Origin of the sequence: Janthinobacterium sp. FW305-128, from assembly GCF_020858135.1 — a bacterium.
Classification (GTDB): Bacteria; Pseudomonadota; Gammaproteobacteria; order Burkholderiales; family Burkholderiaceae_D; genus Janthinobacterium.
Genome location: NZ_JACYMK010000013.1, coordinates 106,482 through 124,012 on the forward strand (window position 1 = coordinate 106,482; position 17,531 = coordinate 124,012).

General features: G+C 61.1%; 12 protein-coding genes and 4 tRNA genes. 10 read left to right on the forward strand and 6 right to left on the reverse strand.

The features are described 5' to 3' along the window. Nucleotides 1-117 precede the first annotated feature (117 nt). The gene (locus tag IGS60_RS24460) at nt 118-603 is read left to right on the forward strand and encodes an asparaginase domain-containing protein (RefSeq protein WP_034781194.1); all 486 of its coding nucleotides are present in this window, start codon (nt 118-120) and stop codon (nt 601-603) included. Nucleotides 604-1,126: 523 nt separating this feature from the next. Next, nucleotides 1,127-3,856: a TonB-dependent receptor gene (locus IGS60_RS24465; protein WP_230506459.1), complete on the forward strand. Its 2,730-nt coding sequence runs from the start codon at nt 1,127-1,129 to the stop codon at nt 3,854-3,856. 134 nt (nt 3,857-3,990) lie between these two features. Here the strand turns inward: IGS60_RS24465 and IGS60_RS24470 are convergent, their stop codons facing one another. Together IGS60_RS24470 and dinB are read right to left on the reverse strand one after the other, a co-directional pair. Next, on the reverse strand, nt 3,991-4,887 hold the full coding sequence (locus IGS60_RS24470) for a recombination-associated protein RdgC (RefSeq protein ID WP_034754435.1): 897 nt from the start codon (nt 4,885-4,887) through the stop codon (nt 3,991-3,993). Between the two features lie 118 nt (nt 4,888-5,005). After that, the gene (dinB, locus tag IGS60_RS24475; RefSeq protein WP_268994190.1) at nt 5,006-6,181 is read right to left on the reverse strand and encodes a DNA polymerase IV; all 1,176 of its coding nucleotides are present in this window, start codon (nt 6,179-6,181) and stop codon (nt 5,006-5,008) included. A gap of 141 nt (nt 6,182-6,322) precedes the next feature. Between dinB and IGS60_RS24480 the strand changes: the two genes are divergently transcribed. The 8 genes from IGS60_RS24480 to IGS60_RS24515 all read left to right on the forward strand — a co-directional run bounded on the left by IGS60_RS24480 (nt 6,323) and on the right by IGS60_RS24515 (nt 11,558). Continuing rightward, nucleotides 6,323-8,467: a S9 family peptidase gene (locus IGS60_RS24480; RefSeq protein WP_230506460.1), complete on the forward strand. Its 2,145-nt coding sequence runs from the start codon at nt 6,323-6,325 to the stop codon at nt 8,465-8,467. 99 nt (nt 8,468-8,566) lie between these two features. Beyond that, nucleotides 8,567-8,642: transfer RNA gene (locus tag IGS60_RS24485), tRNA-Val, on the forward strand. Nucleotides 8,643-8,696: 54 nt separating this feature from the next. Then, nucleotides 8,697-8,773 (forward strand) — tRNA-Asp (locus tag IGS60_RS24490). A 217-nt stretch (nt 8,774-8,990) separates the two neighbouring features. Then, a tRNA-Val gene (locus IGS60_RS24495) sits at nt 8,991-9,066 on the forward strand. Nucleotides 9,067-9,123: 57 nt separating this feature from the next. Next, nucleotides 9,124-9,200 (forward strand) — tRNA-Asp (locus IGS60_RS24500). A gap of 162 nt (nt 9,201-9,362) precedes the next feature. Next, complete coding sequence (locus tag IGS60_RS24505; protein ID WP_230506461.1) at nt 9,363-10,460, forward strand: hypothetical protein; 1,098 nt, start codon at nt 9,363-9,365, stop codon at nt 10,458-10,460. Continuing rightward, nucleotides 10,451-11,077 carry an ATP-binding cassette domain-containing protein gene (locus IGS60_RS24510; protein ID WP_230506462.1) on the forward strand — a complete coding sequence of 209 codons (627 nt, stop codon included), beginning with the start codon at nt 10,451-10,453 and terminating at the stop codon, nt 11,075-11,077. The genes IGS60_RS24505 and IGS60_RS24510 overlap by 10 nt, the downstream gene beginning before the upstream one ends. A gap of 133 nt (nt 11,078-11,210) precedes the next feature. Next, nucleotides 11,211-11,558: a CzcE family metal-binding protein gene (locus tag IGS60_RS24515; protein ID WP_230506463.1), complete on the forward strand. Its 348-nt coding sequence runs from the start codon at nt 11,211-11,213 to the stop codon at nt 11,556-11,558. Between the two features lie 68 nt (nt 11,559-11,626). Here the strand turns inward: IGS60_RS24515 and ahpF are convergent, their stop codons facing one another. The 4 genes from ahpF to IGS60_RS24535 all read right to left on the reverse strand — a co-directional run bounded on the left by ahpF (nt 11,627) and on the right by IGS60_RS24535 (nt 17,490). After that, nucleotides 11,627-13,222 carry an alkyl hydroperoxide reductase subunit F gene (ahpF, locus tag IGS60_RS24520; RefSeq protein WP_230506464.1) on the reverse strand — a complete coding sequence of 532 codons (1,596 nt, stop codon included), beginning with the start codon at nt 13,220-13,222 and terminating at the stop codon, nt 11,627-11,629. Nucleotides 13,223-13,320: 98 nt separating this feature from the next. Further along, nucleotides 13,321-13,884, reverse strand: a complete 564-nt coding sequence (gene ahpC, locus IGS60_RS24525) for an alkyl hydroperoxide reductase subunit C (RefSeq protein WP_070219447.1) — start codon at nt 13,882-13,884, stop codon at nt 13,321-13,323. 194 nt (nt 13,885-14,078) lie between these two features. After that, nucleotides 14,079-14,477 (reverse strand): DUF3597 domain-containing protein, encoded by a 399-nt coding sequence (locus tag IGS60_RS24530; protein WP_070219448.1) that lies wholly within the window; start codon nt 14,475-14,477, stop codon nt 14,079-14,081. 169 nt (nt 14,478-14,646) lie between these two features. Then, complete coding sequence (locus tag IGS60_RS24535; RefSeq protein WP_230506465.1) at nt 14,647-17,490, reverse strand: EAL domain-containing protein; 2,844 nt, start codon at nt 17,488-17,490, stop codon at nt 14,647-14,649. Between the last annotated feature and the right edge of the window lie 41 nt (nt 17,491-17,531).

Genomic DNA, 17,531 nt, shown 5'->3' on the forward strand with positions numbered 1-17,531 from the left:
CAGATGCGGCGCAAGCGCAGGCGGCAAGCACGCCGTCCCATCCGCAGCGTCATTCACGCAAGGGCGGCAATCCACGATATCATGCGCGTCATTCTCCACTGACATCGTGACCACATCATGACATTGCGCATACTCGCCACCGGCGGCACTTTCGACAAGCACTACAACGAATTGAACGGTACCCTGGGCTTTTCCGACAGTCATTTGCCGGCAGCGATTGCCCGCGCGCGCATGACGGCGCCCGTGGCGCTGGAGCAATTGCCACTGCTGGACTCGCTCGACATGCAGGATGCGGACCGCCAGCGCGTGCTCGCCTCGTGCCGCGCGGCACAGGAAAAAGCCATCGTCATCATCCACGGCACCGACACCATGCGCGAAACGGCGCAAGTGCTGGGCGCGGCGAACCTGCAGCAAACGGTCATTTTGACGGGCGCCATGATTCCCTACGAAATCGACAACTCCGATGCCCTGTTCAACCTGGGCTTTGCCTGCGGCGTGGCGCAAACCTTGCCAGCCGGCGTCTACGTGGCCATGAATGGCCAGATATTTGCATGGGACAATGTGCAAAAGAACCGCGCCGCCGGGGTGTTTCAGCCCTTGTAAGCGATGGCACAGGACAGGGTGCAACAAGCAGACCAGCAAACGGCCTGACCGACACTCTGTCACAATTCGACCCGCCCGCTTTCAGCGGGCTTTTTTACATTTTTTTGCTTTGCATAAATTCTGCAATACAACATTTTTCATCTAATTATTGCTGGTAAAACATCGAATTGCCAATACAATAATTTTATGTTGCAAAAAAACGCCATTGATCATTTTTAAAAACGCAGATATTTATAAATATAAAATCTATATTTAACATTTAAATCAAATATTCTTCAGTATCTCGAATTTATTGCCAAATCCGACACGGTTGAGGTGCATTTTTTCTTGCTGAGACGACATAATGTTTGCCTCGACAAGTCAAAAGTGCATTTATAACAATATTGCGCTAAGTAGTCTTCCACCTCCCACCGACGTGGTTCCGCCTACCGTACACGAGCACCGCTGGGCATCTACCCGATGACCAGAACGGTGCTCGTGTACTGCTTGTCGTTATTAAAACTACTACGGAGTAATTGTTACAATGGCATTTAAAGAAAAGATTGGCGTACGCAGCGTACGCCTGGCCCTGACCGTCCTGGCAGGCAGCGTTTTGTTCTCCGGCCAATCCATGGCGGACGAAGCAATTCAAAAAGTTGAAATTACCGGTTCGAGCATCAAGCGTATCGCTGTCGAAGGCGCCTTGCCTGTACAGCGCCTGTCGCAAGAAGCGATCGCCAAATCGGGCGCCACTTCGGTTGCCGACCTGATCCAGGCCTTGCCAGCGATGCAAGGCTTCACCATCGGCGCCGTCGCCGCCGGTTCCGACTCGGGCGGCAATACCAGTGCTTCGCTGCACGGTATCGGCGAAACCTACACCCTGGTGCTGTTGAACGGCCGCCGCATCGCGCCACAAGGTTCCGGCACCACGGTCAACCTGAACGCCATTCCGATGAGCGCCGTTGAACGCGTCGAAATCCTGACCGACGGCGCTTCGGCACTGTACGGCTCGGACGCCATCGCCGGCGTACTGAACTTCATCCTGAAGAAAAACCAGCAAGGCGCCACCCTGGAAGCCACCTACGGCGGTCCGGAAGACAAGGGCGGCAACGCCTGGAACACCAGCGTCACCTACGGTTTCGGCGACCTGGACGAAGACCGTTTCAACGTGCTGTTGTCGTACCGCCATGACGAGCAATCGAAACTGCGCGCCACTGACCGCACGTTCGCCGCTACCTCGTATGTGCCATTCAGCCGCAACGGCAATAACTACATCTGGGACCGCACCAGCACATCGGCTTCGCCAGCAGGCGCCACGGTTGCCTACAAGAGCGGTGCGCCATCGACCGCGTTTTCGCCTTACCTGGCTCAGAATGGCGGCAAAAATTGCCCTGAAGGTTTCGACGTCACCACCGCCAATGCACGCGCTTGCGGCTTCGACACGGGTTCCACCGTGGAAATCGTGCCGCAATCGAAACGCGACAGCCTGTTCTCCAAAGCGACGTACAAGCTGAACGACAACCTGAATGCATTCGCCGAACTGGCCTACTCGCGCTACGACCTGACGGCGCGTATCGCCGCCAATCCGATCCCGATCGCAATCGCCAAGGACAGCGCGCTGTACAACACCTATGTGTCGCCCTACCTGACGCCAGCGCAACGTGCCGACGTCAAATCCGTGACGGCCAACTACCGCAGCACCGACTTCGGCTTGCGTGCCAGCAACACCATCACCGAAACCAAACACATGGTCGTCGGTGTGGAAGGCGAACTGGGCGCGTGGAACTTCGAAAGCGGCCTGACCTGGTCGCAAAACTCGATCGACGAGCGCTACACGGGCGGTTACCAGAAGAGCCAGGAATTCAAGAATATCCTGGCCAATCCGGACTTCAATCCTTTTGCTGCGACACAAAAGCCATCCGTGCAAGCACAGGTCGCTGGCGCGCAATTCGTCGGCTCCGTGCGCACCGCATCGACCACCATGCGCGGCATCGACACGCACGGCTCGCGTGAATTGTTCAGCCTGCCAGGCGGCAAGGCCAGCCTGGGTATCGGTGGCGACTACCGCACCTATACGTATGAGCAATCGCCAGGCGCCACCGGCGACGACATCTACAGCTTCAACACCAAGCCAGCCTACGACATGAGCCGCGACACCTACGGCGCCTTCGTCGAGTTGCTGGCACCGCTGACCAAGTCGTTCGAAATGACCGTCGGCGGCCGTTACGATGCTGTCAAGGCGATCGATGACAAGCTGAACAACAAAACTGTCGGCAAAAAAGACAGCGCCAATACCTACAAGGTATCGGCACGCTGGCAGCCGGTACAGACCGTGCTGATCCGCGGTTCCTACGGCACGGGCTTCAAGGCGCCAAGCATGCTGGACATCGCTCAACCACTGGTCAACGCCGGCTTTACCGCCAAGAAATTTGACTGCCCATACCCAGGTAACGCACTGTGCCGCGCGGAAGCAACGCAATACAACGCGGTATCGCAAGGCAACCCGGATCTGCAATCGGAAAAATCGAAGCAGTTCACCCTGGGCTTCCGTGTCGAGCCTAGCTCGGCATTCTCGTTCGGCGCCGACCTGTGGGATGTGAAATTGCGCAATGCCGTGTCGGAAGTATCCGAAGAGCAAGCATTTGCCGATCCGGTCAAGTATGCATCGAGCTTCGGTGAATACATCGAACCATCGACCGGCATCGCTTACTACGCGTTCAAGAAACTGTCGGTCAACATCGGCAAGAAGGAATACCGTGGTATCGACTGGGATCTGTCGGCCAACCACAAGTTTTCTTTCGGCAAGCTGACCGCCCAATTGAGCGGTACGCACATGTTGCACGCCAACTACACCAAAGCCGGTAGCGACAATGTGTTCACCAGCAACATGAACTTCTTCGGCGACACCAACGAAGTCACGTTCCGCAACCTGATGAAGCTGACGACGACCCTGGACACGGGCCGCCTGAGCAACACGGTCACGGTCAACTACCGTAACGGCTACACCGATGCTCCCGCTACCGTGTACAACCTGGCGACCCAAAAAGAAGAGAAAAACTTCCGCCTGCAAGTACCGTCGTACACGACGTTCGACTGGCAAGCACGTTTCGCCTTTGACAAGCAAACCACGATCCGCGCAGGCATCAAAAACCTGTTCGACCGTGCACCGCCGCTGTCGCTGCGCGCTTCGTCGGGCCACCAGATCGGTTTCGACCCACGCTACGCCGATCCGATGATGCGTTCGTTCTACGTCACCGGCAACTACAAGTTCTAATTTGACGTGTTGAATTAGCTTGTCCGAAAGCGCCTTGCACTTCACCGTGCAAGGCGCTTTTTTTATGCGCCCGCAAATTGCACAGGCGAAAAAAAAGGAGCCTCAGCTCCTTTTCCGTACCTGCACAACTGCTTTTATGCAGTTGCTTCACCGCCCAATGCTTCGACCACGTCGGCCATCAGCTTGGAGAGCTCGCCCGTCATCAGCATCACGTCGCCGTCGAAACGCTCTTCGTCGTTCTTCGTGCTCGATTCCGTTTCCTTGATCACGTCGAGCGGCTTGACGCTCTTGATGGCCAAGGACTCCGTCAGCACGAACGAGATCTTGTCGTTCCACGTCATGGCCAGGCGCGTGCACTGCTTGCCGGCCGCGATGTGGCGGCGCACATCGTCCGCTTCCAGGGTGTGGCGCACGTAGCGCACGGTGGCCTTGCTCTCGCCCGTGGCGCGCAATTCCGTATCCATGTCGACCGTGAAGCCGGCCGGCGCGTCGTCCGCCTGCAGCCACTCCGTCATCACCGCCACGGGCGAGCGCTGCACACGCAGGCTTTCCAGCGGCAGTTTGTCGACGGCTTTCAGCAGCAGCTTGATGACTTCATCGGCCTTCGCCGGGCTGGCGGCATCGACCACCAGCCAGCCATTGACGGGGTCGATCCACGTCCAGACGTTGCTGCGGATGCTGAACGCGCGCGGCAGCAGCTCGTCGGCCACGCGTTCCTTCAATTCCTTCATGGCCTTTTTACCAGGCGCAAAGCCTTGCGCTTCTTCCATCTCGGCGGCGCGGGCCTTGGCCACCTGGTTGATGACGGTGGCCGGCAGCAGTTTCTTTTCCGTGCCCAGCAAGATCAGCATTTGCTTGTTGACCACGTGGACCAGGCCGCCGTTCGGGCGTGGCGTATCCCAGCCCTGGCGCATCAGATCCATGCTGGTCGCCGGCGTAAATTTGTTCGAGGACAAAGCCTCTTCCAGTTGTTCTGGCGTGTAAGCCCACGGTGCGGGCAGGCGGTAAATCTGAAGATTCTTGAACCACATAGTTTTTGTCTTCCGTTTGTTTCAGTAGTGCCAGGGGAACGCCATTCTACACTTTCGACACGGGAATGCCGTCAAAAGCGCGGACTGGCGCGGTGTTGTTGATGCATGGGGAATGCCGCTACAGGGCGGGAAACAGCTCCGCCTGGGCTGGCGCCTGCCGCGTCATGACGGCCGGATCGGACAAGGTCGAGATGCGCACGCCCAGCAGGCGGATTTTCTTGTCAAATGGCACGCGCCGCAAGCAGTCGCGGCTGGCGCGCAGGATGGCGGCGGCGTCCGCCGTGGCACTGGGCAGGGTGATGTCGCGCGTGACCGTGCTGAAATCCTCGAAGCGCAGCTTGATGCCCACCGTGCGCCCCGCCAGCGACTGCTTGTCGAGGTCGCCCGCCACGCGCGTGCACAGGCTTTCCAGCTTTTCCGACAGCGTGGCGCGGTCGCGCACCACCTGCAAGTCGCGCTCGAACGTCGTTTCGCGGCTGACGGACTTGGTTTCCCGGCTCGTCTGCACGGGCCGCTCGTCGATGCCCAGCGCCGCCTGGCGCAGCCAGCCCGTGTACAGGTCGCCGAACTGCGTGCGCAGCATGGCCATGTCGGCCCGCGCCAGCTCGCCGATGGTGATAATGCCCAGCGCTTCCAGCTTGGCCGTGGCTTTCGGGCCGATGCCATTGATCTTTTTCGCCGGCAAGGGCCAGACCCGCGTTTCCACATCCTCGGGCGACAAAATGGTGAGCCCGTCGGGCTTTTCCAGATCGGAACAGATTTTTGCCAGCAATTTGTTCGGCGCCAGGCCGATCGAGCACGACAGGCCCGTCGCCTCGAACACGGCCGCCTTCAGTCGCGCCGCCATGGCCGGCGCCTGCTCGCCGTATTCGGTCAGGTCGACATAGATTTCATCGATGCCCACGTTCTGGATGATGGGGCACAGCTGGGCCACGGCCTGCTTGAAGCGGGCCGAATACTCGCGGTAAGCCTCGAAATCGGCCGGCAGCAGGATGCTGTCGGGCGCCAGTTTCGCCGCCTTCATGATGCCCATGGCGGAAAACACGCCAAACTTGCGCGCCGCATAGGTCGACGTGGTGACGACGCCGCGCCCCACGTAGTCGCGCATGCGCGCGAATTGCCGCGTGCCGTCTTCCTGCAACAGGGGTTGCTGCAGCCGGCCGCCGCCGATGACGACGGCTTCGCCGCGCAATTCCGGATATTTCAACAGTTCCACGGAGGCGAAAAAGGCATCCATGTCCAGATGGGCTATCCAGCGGCGCGGTTCAGGCAATGTAGGGGCAGATGTGGTCAAGGACACCTCGCGGCGGAATACTGTAGTTATATACAGTATCGCTGGAAATGCCCATGGATGCAAGTTGAAACGCACGCGCTCCGCAGTTGCTTTTCTCAATAGCAAGATTACAATCCTGACACGACTATAAAAGGAGTTGCCTTGTCTACAGCACATCAAGCTTTGCGCCGCCTGGCCGTCTGCTCATCCATCCTGCTGTCCACGCTGGCGGCATCCGCGCTGGCCGCCGATGCCGCCGCCACCGCGCCGGTCGCCGCCAAGACGGCCTGGCAGGAAACGCGCCACGGCACCGTGGTTACGGACGACTACCGCTGGCTGCAAAAGAAGACCGATCCTGCCGTGATCGACTACCTGAATGCGGAAAACGCCTATACGGCGGCCGTCACGGCCCCGATCCAGCCGCTGGCCGACAAGCTGACTGCGGAAATCAAGGGACGCATGCAGGAAGTGGACCTGTCCGTGCCTGCGCGCCAGGGCAATTTCTACTATTACACGCGCACGGAAGCGGGCAAGCAGTATCCGATTCACTGCCGCCGCCCCGTCGGCACCAGCGGCGCCTACGATGCGCAGGCGCTTGAAGAAATCTTGCTGGATCAGAATCAACTGGCCGAAGGCCACAAATTTTTTGCCGTGCGCGCGTTTGCCATCAGCCCGAACGAACAATTGCTGGCCTACACCACCGACACGACGGGTTTCCGCCAGTACGCGCTGCATGTCAAGGATTTGAAGACAGGCAAGTTGCTGGGCGACAGCATGCCGCGCGTCACATCCCTGGCCTGGGCGGCCGACAACGCCACCCTGATGCTCACGCAGGAAGACGCCACCACCAAGCGCGCTGACCGCTTGTTCCGCCTGGCCTTGGGCGGCATGCCGCAGCAGGTCTATCAAGAGCCGGTAGAGCAATTCGCCATCGGCGTGAGCCGCACGCGCGACCAGCGCTACTTTGTGCTCACGGCGCGCAGCACGGATACGAGCGAAGTGCTGCTGTTGCCAACGAACAAGCCGCAAGGCAGTTTCCAGAGCGTACTGAAACGCGAAAAAGGCCACCGCTACGTCGTCGAACACCGCGACGGCCAGCTGTACATCCTGACCAACAAGGATGCGAAGAATTTCCGCGTCGTCAGCGCGCCATTGAGCACCCCGCAGCCGAAACACTGGAAACCCGTCGTGCCGCACAACAAGGATGCCGTGATCCAGTCCATCGACGTCTTCCAGGGCTATCTGGTGGTGATGGAAAAGGCGCGCGCCCTGAACCGCGCGCGCATCCTTGATTTTGCGCAAAAGAACTGGAAAACCGTGCAGTTCGACGACCCCGTCTACCTGGCCACGGCGGCCGGCACGCCGGAGTTTTCCGCCACACAATTTCGCATGTCGTACCAGTCGCCCGTCACGCCGCCCACCATCATCGATGTCGGCATGAAGGATGGACAGCGCACGGTGCTGAAGCAGCAGGAAATCGTCGGCGGCTTTGACGGCAGCCGCTACACCACGCAGCGTCTGTGGGTGACAGCGCGCGATGGCGTGCAAGTGCCGCTGTGGGTCGTCTACAAGAAGGGCGTCAAGCTCGACGGTTCCGCGCAGCTGCTGCTGTACTCGTATGGCTCGTATGGCATCTCGACGGAAGCCACTTTTTCCATCAGCCGCATCAGCCTGCTGGAACGCGGTGTCATCTATGCGCAGGCGCATATCCGCGGCGGCACCGACATGGGCGAAGCGTGGCATGAAGACGGCATGCTGATGAAGAAGAAAAACACCTTCCATGACTTCATTGACAGCGCCGACTACCTGGTGCGCGAAAAATGGACCAGTCCGAACCGCCTGATCATCCAGGGCGGCAGCGCCGGCGGCTTGCTGATGGGCGCCGTCGTCAACATGCGTCCCGAGCTGTTCCACGCCGTGCACGCGGCCGTACCATTCGTCGACGTGATGAACACCATGATGGACGCCAGCCTGCCCCTGACGACGGGCGAATACCTGGAATGGGGCGACCCGAACCAGAAGGCGGCCTACGACTACATGCTCAGCTACTCGCCCTACGACAACATCGCGCGCAAGAATTATCCCGCCATGCTGGTGACGACGGGCCTGAACGACAGCCAGGTCATGTACTGGGAACCGGCAAAATACGTGGCCAAGCTGCGCGCGTATAAAACGGACGGCAATCCCCTGCTGCTGAAAACGAATATGGGCGCCGGCCACGGCGGCGCGTCGGGCCGCTACAACGCCATCGCCGAAAACGCCTTCAATATGGCGTGGATGCTGTCGCAGTGGAACATCACGCAATAATGTGAAAAAAGCGCTTGCAGAAGGATTTTAGCCATCCTATAATAGCGCCTCTTCCAGACGTGGTGACAAACGTCGGGATGGTTTTCTGAGACAAGCAACGGGTGCTTAGCTCAGTTGGTAGAGCGGCGCCCTTACAAGGCGTAGGTCGGGAGTTCGAGCCTCTCAGCACCCACCAAATCAGAAAACTGTCCAGTGCTTCATGGATCAGCAACACAGATCATACGAGCTTGGAGTGGTAGTTCAGTTGGTTAGAATACCGGCCTGTCACGTCGGGGGTCGCGGGTTCGAGTCCCGTCCGCTCCGCCAATAAAAGAAAAGCCCTTTGGTTCCTGGAACCGAAGGGCTTTTCCCATTTCAGAAGCCAAAAACACGTCATTACCCGCTCCCCTGAACATTTTTGCGCTTTTCAGCAAAAAAACTGCCATTCCCCCTCAAGAATAGTTGCACAAGCACGAAAGCGCCCCCTATAATAGTGCCTCTTCCAGACGTGGTGACAAACGTCGGGATAGTTTTCTGGGTATGCGGGTGCTTAGCTCAGTTGGTAGAGCGGCGCCCTTACAAGGCGTAGGTCGGGAGTTCGAGCCTCTCAGCACCCACCACCAATACAGAAAATTATCCAGTGCTTCATGGATCAGCAACACAGATCATACGAGCTTGGAGTGGTAGTTCAGTTGGTTAGAATACCGGCCTGTCACGTCGGGGGTCGCGGGTTCGAGTCCCGTCCGCTCCGCCAATAAAAGAAAAGCCCTTTGGTTCCTGGAACCGAAGGGCTTTTCCCATTCTGGGGTCAGATCCACAACACCGCCAACGTCAACCCCAACGCTGACTTGTCCGGGGGTCTGACCCCGGCTGTTAGAATCAGCGCTACCCTGACTTCGCCCCTGCCCGCATGCGCTTGCCCCGTAGTACTCCTCCCTATATCGCCCTGCGGCTGCGCCTGGCCCATCATGCTTTGCTGCAATTTGCCGCCAGCCTGACGAGTTCCATGGAAATCTTCTTTTTCCTGGCCGGTCCCGTCCTGCTGGGCTTGCTCAGCGTCATCGCCCTGCCCGGCTTTCTCGCCGCGAGCCAGCCCTGGCCCGCCGCACTGAGTATCATCGTCACGCAGACGGTCCTCACTTGCCTGCCCGCCTGGCTGCTGCGCAAACGGCTGCTGCCGGCAAGTACCGCCGTCTGGCTGCGCCAGCTCCCCTTGCCGCCGCGCCTGCGCTGGCAAGCCGATATCGCCGTCGCCGGCCTGCTGATGCTGCCGCTGGGCCTTGCGTATGCCGTCTCGGCCGGCATCTGGCTGCTGCAGTCGCCGCCGTGGCTGCGCCCCATTGCGGCGGCCGGCATTGCCGCCACCGTCGGTGCCTGGCTGCTGGCCTGGCTGCTGACGACGCTCATCGTGGCGCAACGCCTGCGCGCGCCGCGCCCCGCACAAAGGGCGCGCCCGCCCACGATGACGGCCTATGTGCCGCAACGGCCCCGCTGGCCTACCCTGTTCCTGTGGCGCCAGCTGTTCTGGCTGCCGTTCTGGCGCAATGAGAATGTGATCGGCCTGCAGCAAAGCGTCTTGCTGGCCACGGCGGGCGCCAGCATGCTGGCCTGGCTGCTGCGCGCGCCCCTGCTGCCCGCGCCGCTGCTCGGTTTGCTGGCCAGCGCCAGCCTGGTCATTGTGACGGACCGGGGCGACAAGGCCGTGCGCGAGCAGATCGCCGTGCTGCGCCCAGCGCTGAACGCCTGGCCGCTGGCCAGCGCGCCCTTGCTGCGCCTGGCCTGCGCGGCCAGCCTGCTGCCAGCATTTGCCGTGCTGCTGTCCGCCGGCGTCTTGCTGTACGCCACCGATCCCGCCGCCTTGCAACAGCGCGTGACCAGGGTGTACGCCCTCACCGCCAGCGTCGCCCTGCTGGCCATCGTGGGCCTGCCCCGCCTGACGGCGCGCGGCAGGGTCGCCCTCGTCGTCCTGTCCATCCTTGCCTTGAGCGCCATCGGAAGCGAATTATGGAATTGAACCTGCCTTCTCCCGTGCTGTATATCGAGCACCTCGATTTTCACTTCCCTACGCACAGCGTGTTCCAGGGGTTCAGCCAGCAATTCGGCCCCGGCGTCACCTGGCTGCGCGGCGCGAACGGCGCCGGCAAGACGACCTTGCTGAAGCTGGCGGGCGGCGCCCTGCTGCCCGCGCGCGGCGCCATCCGCCTGAACAATATCGACAGCGGCTTCATGCCGCTGGCCTACCGCGCCCGGGCCTTCTATTGCGGCGGCGATGCGCCCGCCCTGCCCTGGCTGCAAGTGCACGAGTTTCTCGACCTGCACCTGGCCCTGTACCCGGGCAGCGACCAGGCCCTGCTGAACGACGAACTGAGCGCATTTTCCCTGCTGCAGACCTTACAACAAAGCATCACCGCCCTGTCCCTGGGCCAGCATAAAAAACTGCAGCTGGCCCTGGCACTGGCCTTGCCCGTGCGCCTGCTGCTGATCGATGAGCCGTTCAATGGCCTCGACACGGCCGCCATGGCGTACTTGCGCCAGCGACTGGCCGAGCCAGCCCGCCTGGCGCGCCAGTGCATCGTGCTGACCAGCCATCTGGCGCCGGACGTGCCGCTGGCGGCGACGGTGGAAATATAGACAGGAAATACAGCTTTTCAGATCGGCAAGAACCGCTTAGGATGCCGTGTTGCAAAAACCGGCGATCCCGGTGCAGCCACGACAACAACACGGCACGGTTATTCACCGCGCCCGGCTTATTCTTGGAGAAATCATGTTGAACATCCACCGCAGCGCCCTGGCCATCCTGTGCGCCGCTATCACCACCTGCACCACTTCGGCCCTCGCCGCCGGCCCCACGGGCACGGCCGCCGACTATGGCAGCAGCGCGCCCCACGCCGCCGCCCAGCGCAGCATCGAACTGCAGCCCGACACGCGCCACATCAACGTCACGCACGGCGAAACCGTCACCATCGCGCGCGCCGGCCAGCGTTTTACGTGGCACGTGCAAACTTTTAACCATCAAACGACATTCGCCCTGAGCGACATCGCGCCGAAGGACATGGCCGTCGATGGCGTGCAGGTGTATGTCGCCGCCAACCCGCTGTACACAGGCAGCTAAGTTTCCTCTACGCATAAAAAAACCGGAAGGGCCTCGCGGCCGTTCCGGTTTCTTTTGAGCGTGACGAGTTACGCCGTCAATGCTTCTTTCGCGGCGGACTCTTCGACCACTTCCTCGTCGTCCGAGCGGATCAGGTGGTCAAAGGCGGACAAAGCTGCCTTGGCGCCTTCGCCGGTGGCGATGATGATCTGCTTGTACGGCACCGTGGTGACGTCGCCGGCCGCAAACACGCCGGGGATCGAGGTCTGGCCGCGGGCGTCCACTTCGATTTCGCCGTGGCGCGACAAGGCGACCGTGCCCTTGAGCCACTCCGTGTTCGGCACCAGGCCGATTTGCACGAACACGCCTTCCAGCTCGACCTTCTTCGACGCGCCGCTGATGCGGTCCGTGTAGCTGAGGCCATTGACGATCTTGCCGTCGCCGTGAATCTCGGTGGTCTGCGCCGACGTAATCACGGTCACATTGGGCAGGCTGTGCAGCTTGCGCTGGAGCACCGCATCGGCGCGCAGTTCCGCGCCGAACTCGATCAGGGTCACGTGTTTCACGAGGCCGGCCAGGTCGATCGCCGCTTCCACGCCCGAGTTGCCGCCGCCGATCACGGCCACGCGCTTGCCCTTGAACAAGGGACCATCGCAGTGCGGGCAGTAGGCGACACCGTGGTTGCGGTATTCCTTCTCGCCCGGCACGTTGATTTCGCGCCAGCGGGCACCGGTGGCCAGGATGACGGTCTTGGCTTTCAGCACGGCGCCATTCGCCGTTTCAATCTCGATCAGCTTGCCTGGAGTCAATTTCGCGGCGCGCTGCGTGTTCATGATGTCGACGTCGTATTCCTTGACGTGCTGTTCCAGCGCCACGGCGAACTTCGGACCATCGGTTTCCTTGACGGAAATAAAGTTTTCGATCGCCAGGGTATCGAGCACCTGACCGCCGAAACGCTCGGCCAGCACGCCCGTGTTGATGCCCTTGCGGGCAGCGTAGATCGCCGCTGCCGCGCCGGCGGGGCCGCCGCCGACGATCAGCACGTCAAACACGTCTTTCTTGCTCAACGCTGCCGCCTGGCGGGCGCCGGCGTTGGTGTCGAGCTTGGCAAGGATTTCCTCGACATTCGTGCGTCCCTGGCCGAAATGCTGGCCATTGAGGAACATCATCGGCACGGCCATGATCTGGCGTTCTTCCACTTCTTGCGGGAACACGCCGCCATCGATGGTGGTGACCTTGATGCGCGGGTTGATCACGGCCATGGCATTCAAGGCCTGCACCACTTCCGGGCAGTTATGGCAGGAGAGCGAAATAAACGTTTCAAACTCGTAATCGCCGTCGAGGTTGCGGATCTGCTCGATCACGGCGTCGTCGAACTTGATGGTGTGGCCGCCCACTTGCAGCAGCGCCAGCACCAGCGAGGTAAATTCGTGGCCCAGCGGCACACCGGCGAAACGCACGCCGATGTCGGAGCCGGTACGGTTGATGCTGAACGACGGGGTCCGTACGCCAGCGTCAAGGCGCTCGACCAGCGTGATCTTGTCGCTCAACAGGACTATTTCCTGGAGCAATTCCTTCATCTCGCGGGCTTTTGCGCTGTCATCGAGAGAAGCGACCAGCTCAAGCGGATACACCACTTTTTCCAGGTAGGATTTCAGTTGGGTTTTGAGGGTTGCATCTAACATGATTTTTTCTTCCTTTACAAATATTTAGGCGAATGCCGGGCCGGACGCCCGGTCCGGCATCGCGGTAACTACTTGTTTGCTACGTCGTGCATCGAGACTTAGATCTTGCCGACCAGGTCCAGCGATGGGGTCAGCGTTGCGGCGCCTTCCGTCCATTTTGCCGGGCACACTTCGCCTGGGTGGTTCGCCACGTACTGGGCGGCTTTGACTTTGCGCAACAGTTCCGATGCGTCACGGCCGATGCCGTTGTCATGCACTTCCAGCACTTTGATGAAGCCGTCCGGATTGATGACGAAGGTGCCGCGCAGTGCCAGGCCTTCTTCTTCGATCATGACTTCGAAGTTGCGCGACAGGGCGCCGGTCGGGTCGCCGATCAGTGCGTATTGCACTTTCTTGATGGCGTCCGAAGTGTCGTGCCAGGCTTTGTGCGCGAAGTGGGTATCGGTCGAGATGCCGTAGACATCGACGCCCAGCTTCTGGAACTCGGCGTGGTGATCGGCCAGATCTTCCAGTTCGGTTGGGCAAACGAAGGTGAAGTCGGCTGGGTAGAAGACGAATACCGACCACTTGCCTTTCAGCGACGCTTCCGTCAGGTCGACGAATTTGCCATTGTGGTATGCGGTTGCCTTGAATGGTTTAACTTGGGTATTGATCAGCGACATGTCATTTCCTCTCGTGTGGTGAATCAGTAAGACTCTAGTGTAAGGGGTTTTAACCAATATTCAAAATTGATTGTCACAATAGTTTCAATTGGTTTTAGCTATCATGACGCCATGGGAACTCCATGATAGGCAGTTCCCACAGGATTGGATAGCGGTGACAGTGGATACCCCTGCCGCCGCCAGGTGTTTCATTCCTAGTTCTTTAACTCTTCCGGTACCTTGCCGCCGTTTTCCGCCAGCTTGATCATCACCTGGCGGTGCAGCCAGATATTCATGCTGGCCGAATCGTTGGTGTCGCCCGTGAAGTGCAGCTCTTGCGCCAGTTCCTTGCGCGCGGCCAGGCTGCTGTCGAGTTGAAGCAGTTTCATCAGGTCGACGATGGACGTGCGCCAATTGAGTTTTTCCGCGTTCTTGCTGGCCAGGTCGACCAGCACCACTTCCACGTCGACGACCGGCACGGCGGCGGCCGGTGCAGGCGCTGCCGCCGGTGCGGCTGCCGCTGGCGCTTCGGTAGCGGCGGCTGGCGTGGCTGCCGGGGCAGCGTCGGATGAATGGTGGAAGATTTTGTTATAGATATTGCTGAAAATGCCCATGAGGTCACCTCGAGTTGAGTGAATGGAAGAAGGTTTGCCTGCGCACCAGGTCCAGGACCCGTGACAGCAATGCCGGGCGCAGGCGCCAGCCCGTCGAGTATAAGCCCGTTCAGGCCGGGAGCCCCGTCCCGCAGGCTTGCGTAACATCTGGTAGCGCGGCGCGCCTGTTTCAAGGGTGCAAGGGCCGCCGGGCGTGCAGCAGCGCGTCGAACGCGTCGATGGCCAGCGGCGGCGCAAACAGCTCGCCTTGCGCAAAATCGCAGCCGATCTCCAGCAGCCGCGCGCGCTGCTCTTCGGTCTCCACCCCTTCGGCGATGACTTGCAAACCCAGCTTGTGGGCCATGGTGACGATGGCTTCGCACAGCACCAGTTCGCTGGCACCCAAGGCCAGCTTGCGCACCAGCACGCCGTCGAGCTTCAGGTAATCGATGCCGCACTGCTGCAATTGCGTCAGCGAGGCATGGCCGCTGCCGAAGTCGTCGAGGGCGATCTGCAAGCCCGCCTCGCGCAAGTGCTGCAGGCGTGGCGCCATGCTATTGCCGCTAGGTAAAAGTACATCTTCGCGCATGTCGAGCACGATGGCCGAAGGCGGCACATCGAGCGCCAGCAGCTGGCGCAGCCAGGTGCCGGGCGCCTCGACTTCGCGCTGCAATTCCAGCGACGACTGGTTCAGGCACAGCTGCAGCCCCGGCAAGCCGATGGCCTGGCCCTGGGCACGCCAGCGCCGCAGCTGCGCGGCCGCCGTGCGCAGCACCCAGTCGCCGATCTCCACGATCAGGCCGCTGCTCTCGGCCAGCGCCAGGAAATCGGGCGGGCACACGATGCTCCGCTGCGGATGCTGCCAGCGCAGCAAGGCTTCCACTTTGGCAAGTTTGCCGCTATGCAGCTCGACGATGGGCTGGTAATACAGCTGCATCTGCTGTTCGCGCAGGGCCGTGCGCAAGTCCGCCCCCATGCGCATGCGGTTGACGGCCGCCACCTGCATGGCCGGCGTGAAATAACTGTAGCGGTTGCGCCCCGCGCCTTTCGAGACATACATGGCCTGGTCCGCATGCTTGAGCAAGTCCTCGATCGTGCCCGCGTCGTCCGGATACAGGGTGATGCCGATCGAGGCCGAGACGAAGGCCTGCTCTTGCCCCAGCAGGAATGGTGCCAGCAAGCCGTCGAGGATTTGCCGCGCGATACGGTCGACTTGCTGCAGGTCCTCGAGGTCGGACAGGATCACCGTGAATTCATCGCCGCCCAGGCGCGCCACCGTATCCGTCTCGCGCACGCCCACGCGGATGCGCCGCGCCGCTTCGATCAGCAAGATATCGCCCTGGTGGTGGCCGAGGGTGTCGTTGACTTCCTTGAAATGGTCGAGGTCGATAAACAGGATGGCCACGCGGCTTGCGTCGCGCCGGGCCTGGGCCAGCGCCAGGCGCAGGCGCTCGTGGAACATGCGGCGGTTCGGCAATTGCGTCAGGGTATCGAAATTGGCTTGCTGCCAGATCAGCGCTTCCGTTTGCCGCTTGTCCGTCACGTCTTCCAGCATGCACAGGTGCTGCGGGCCGCCATGGCGCGCCGTGGCGATGGCCGTCACCGAGGCGTCGACCCACACCACGCCGCCATCGGGACGCACGATGCGCTTGGCGTGGCGAAAACCCTGCATGCGCCGCGCCAGCAGCTGCGCCACGTGCGCCTGCTCGCCCGCCACGTCGTCGGGATGGCTGATTTCCATCCAGCTCGTCTGCTTCATGTGCTCCAGCGTGCGCCCGGCGATGGCCAGATAGCGCGGATTGATATCCAGAAACTGTCCGCTCACGGTATCGATCAGGGCGATGCCCATGGGCGCCTGCTCGAACATGGTGCGAAAGCGCAATTCCCCTTGCCGGATGGTGTCCTCGGTGCGGCGGCGCTCACGCGCCAGATTGCTGAAATGAAAGGCGGCCGACACGGCCAACAGGCTGCCCGCCACGCCCAGCGACAGGTACAGCCAGCCCAGGTCCGCGCCTGGCACGGGGCGATACAAAAAACCCTGGTAGGCGCGGCTCTCCGTGGCATTGCGCGGCAGCACGCCCATGGCGGCATACGTATCGGCGATATGCTGCCAGCGCTGGGGATTCATGTAGCCCGGCTCCACCAGCGTAGGCTGCAGCAGTAAATCCATCTGCTGCGCCTCGTACAGCAGGTGCGCGTGGTCGTGGCGCTGGCTGTATTTGAGATGGATCAATTGCGCCATTTCCTCGCGGTGCGCCATCGCGTATTGCCAGCCGCGCAAACTGGCCGCGCGGAACGCTTTTACGCGCTCGGGATGGCGGCGCAGTTCGCGCTCGCTGGTAAACAAGTTGTCGCCGTAGAAATCGATGCCGGCCGTGCGCGGCGTAAACTGGTAATAGGGAAATCCCGCCCGGTCCAGATAGTCCGGTTCGTTGGTGGAATACGCGGCAATCGCATCGACTTTGCCCTCGATCAAATCCTCGACCCGGTAGCTGGGCGGCAAGTGGCGCATCTGCTGCGGCGCGACGCCCATTTTCTGCAGGAACAGCGACACTTCATCGGATGCGGACGCCACGTCGGCGGGTGCGCCTATCATCACGGGCGCCCCCGCCAGCTTGCGCACGTCAGGCGCGCCGCCTTGCTGGCGCATCAGCAGCACGCTGGGCGAATGCTGGAACACGACGGCCAGCACCACCACGGGTTTACCAGCCAGGCGGCTGAGCAACAAGGTGCTGTTGCCCACGCCATATTCGGCCTGGCCCGCCAGCACGGCCGCCTCGGCGCGCGGCGCGCCGCTGCCTTCGAGCAGCGTCACGTCGAGGCCCGCCTCGCGGTAATAGCCCTGCTCGATGGCCGCGTAATAGCCGGCGAACTGGAACTGGTGCGTGAAATTGAGCTGCAGGGAGACGGGCTCCAGCGCCCGGGCTTGTGTGGCCAGGCACAGCAGCAGGAAGAAAAGGCCGCGCCAGCCGCGCGCCAGCCTGCCGGCGAGCAGCAAGACAAAGCGGAAAGCATCGAGGGCTTTCATCGGCATGGCGGAACACCACAGGAAGCTGCCGAGCTGGCAGGGGTAAG

Bases quoted from the DNA above. Each gene is read 5' to 3' on its own strand.
- IGS60_RS24460 (WP_034781194.1), top strand. From the start codon at position 118: ATGACATTGCGCATACTCGCCACCGGCGGCACTTTCGACAAGCACTAC.
- IGS60_RS24465 (WP_230506459.1), top strand. From the start codon at position 1,127: ATGGCATTTAAAGAAAAGATTGGCGTACGCAGCGTACGCCTGGCCCTG.
- IGS60_RS24470 (WP_034754435.1), bottom strand. From the start codon at position 4,887: ATGTGGTTCAAGAATCTTCAGATTTACCGCCTGCCCGCACCGTGGGCT.
- IGS60_RS24510 (WP_230506462.1), top strand. From the start codon at position 10,451: ATGGAATTGAACCTGCCTTCTCCCGTGCTGTATATCGAGCACCTCGAT.
- IGS60_RS24515 (WP_230506463.1), top strand. From the start codon at position 11,211: ATGTTGAACATCCACCGCAGCGCCCTGGCCATCCTGTGCGCCGCTATC.
- ahpF (WP_230506464.1), bottom strand. From the start codon at position 13,222: ATGTTAGATGCAACCCTCAAAACCCAACTGAAATCCTACCTGGAAAAA.
- ahpC (WP_070219447.1), bottom strand. From the start codon at position 13,884: ATGTCGCTGATCAATACCCAAGTTAAACCATTCAAGGCAACCGCATAC.
- IGS60_RS24530 (WP_070219448.1), bottom strand. From the start codon at position 14,477: ATGGGCATTTTCAGCAATATCTATAACAAAATCTTCCACCATTCATCC.
- IGS60_RS24535 (WP_230506465.1), bottom strand. From the start codon at position 17,490: ATGCCGATGAAAGCCCTCGATGCTTTCCGCTTTGTCTTGCTGCTCGCC.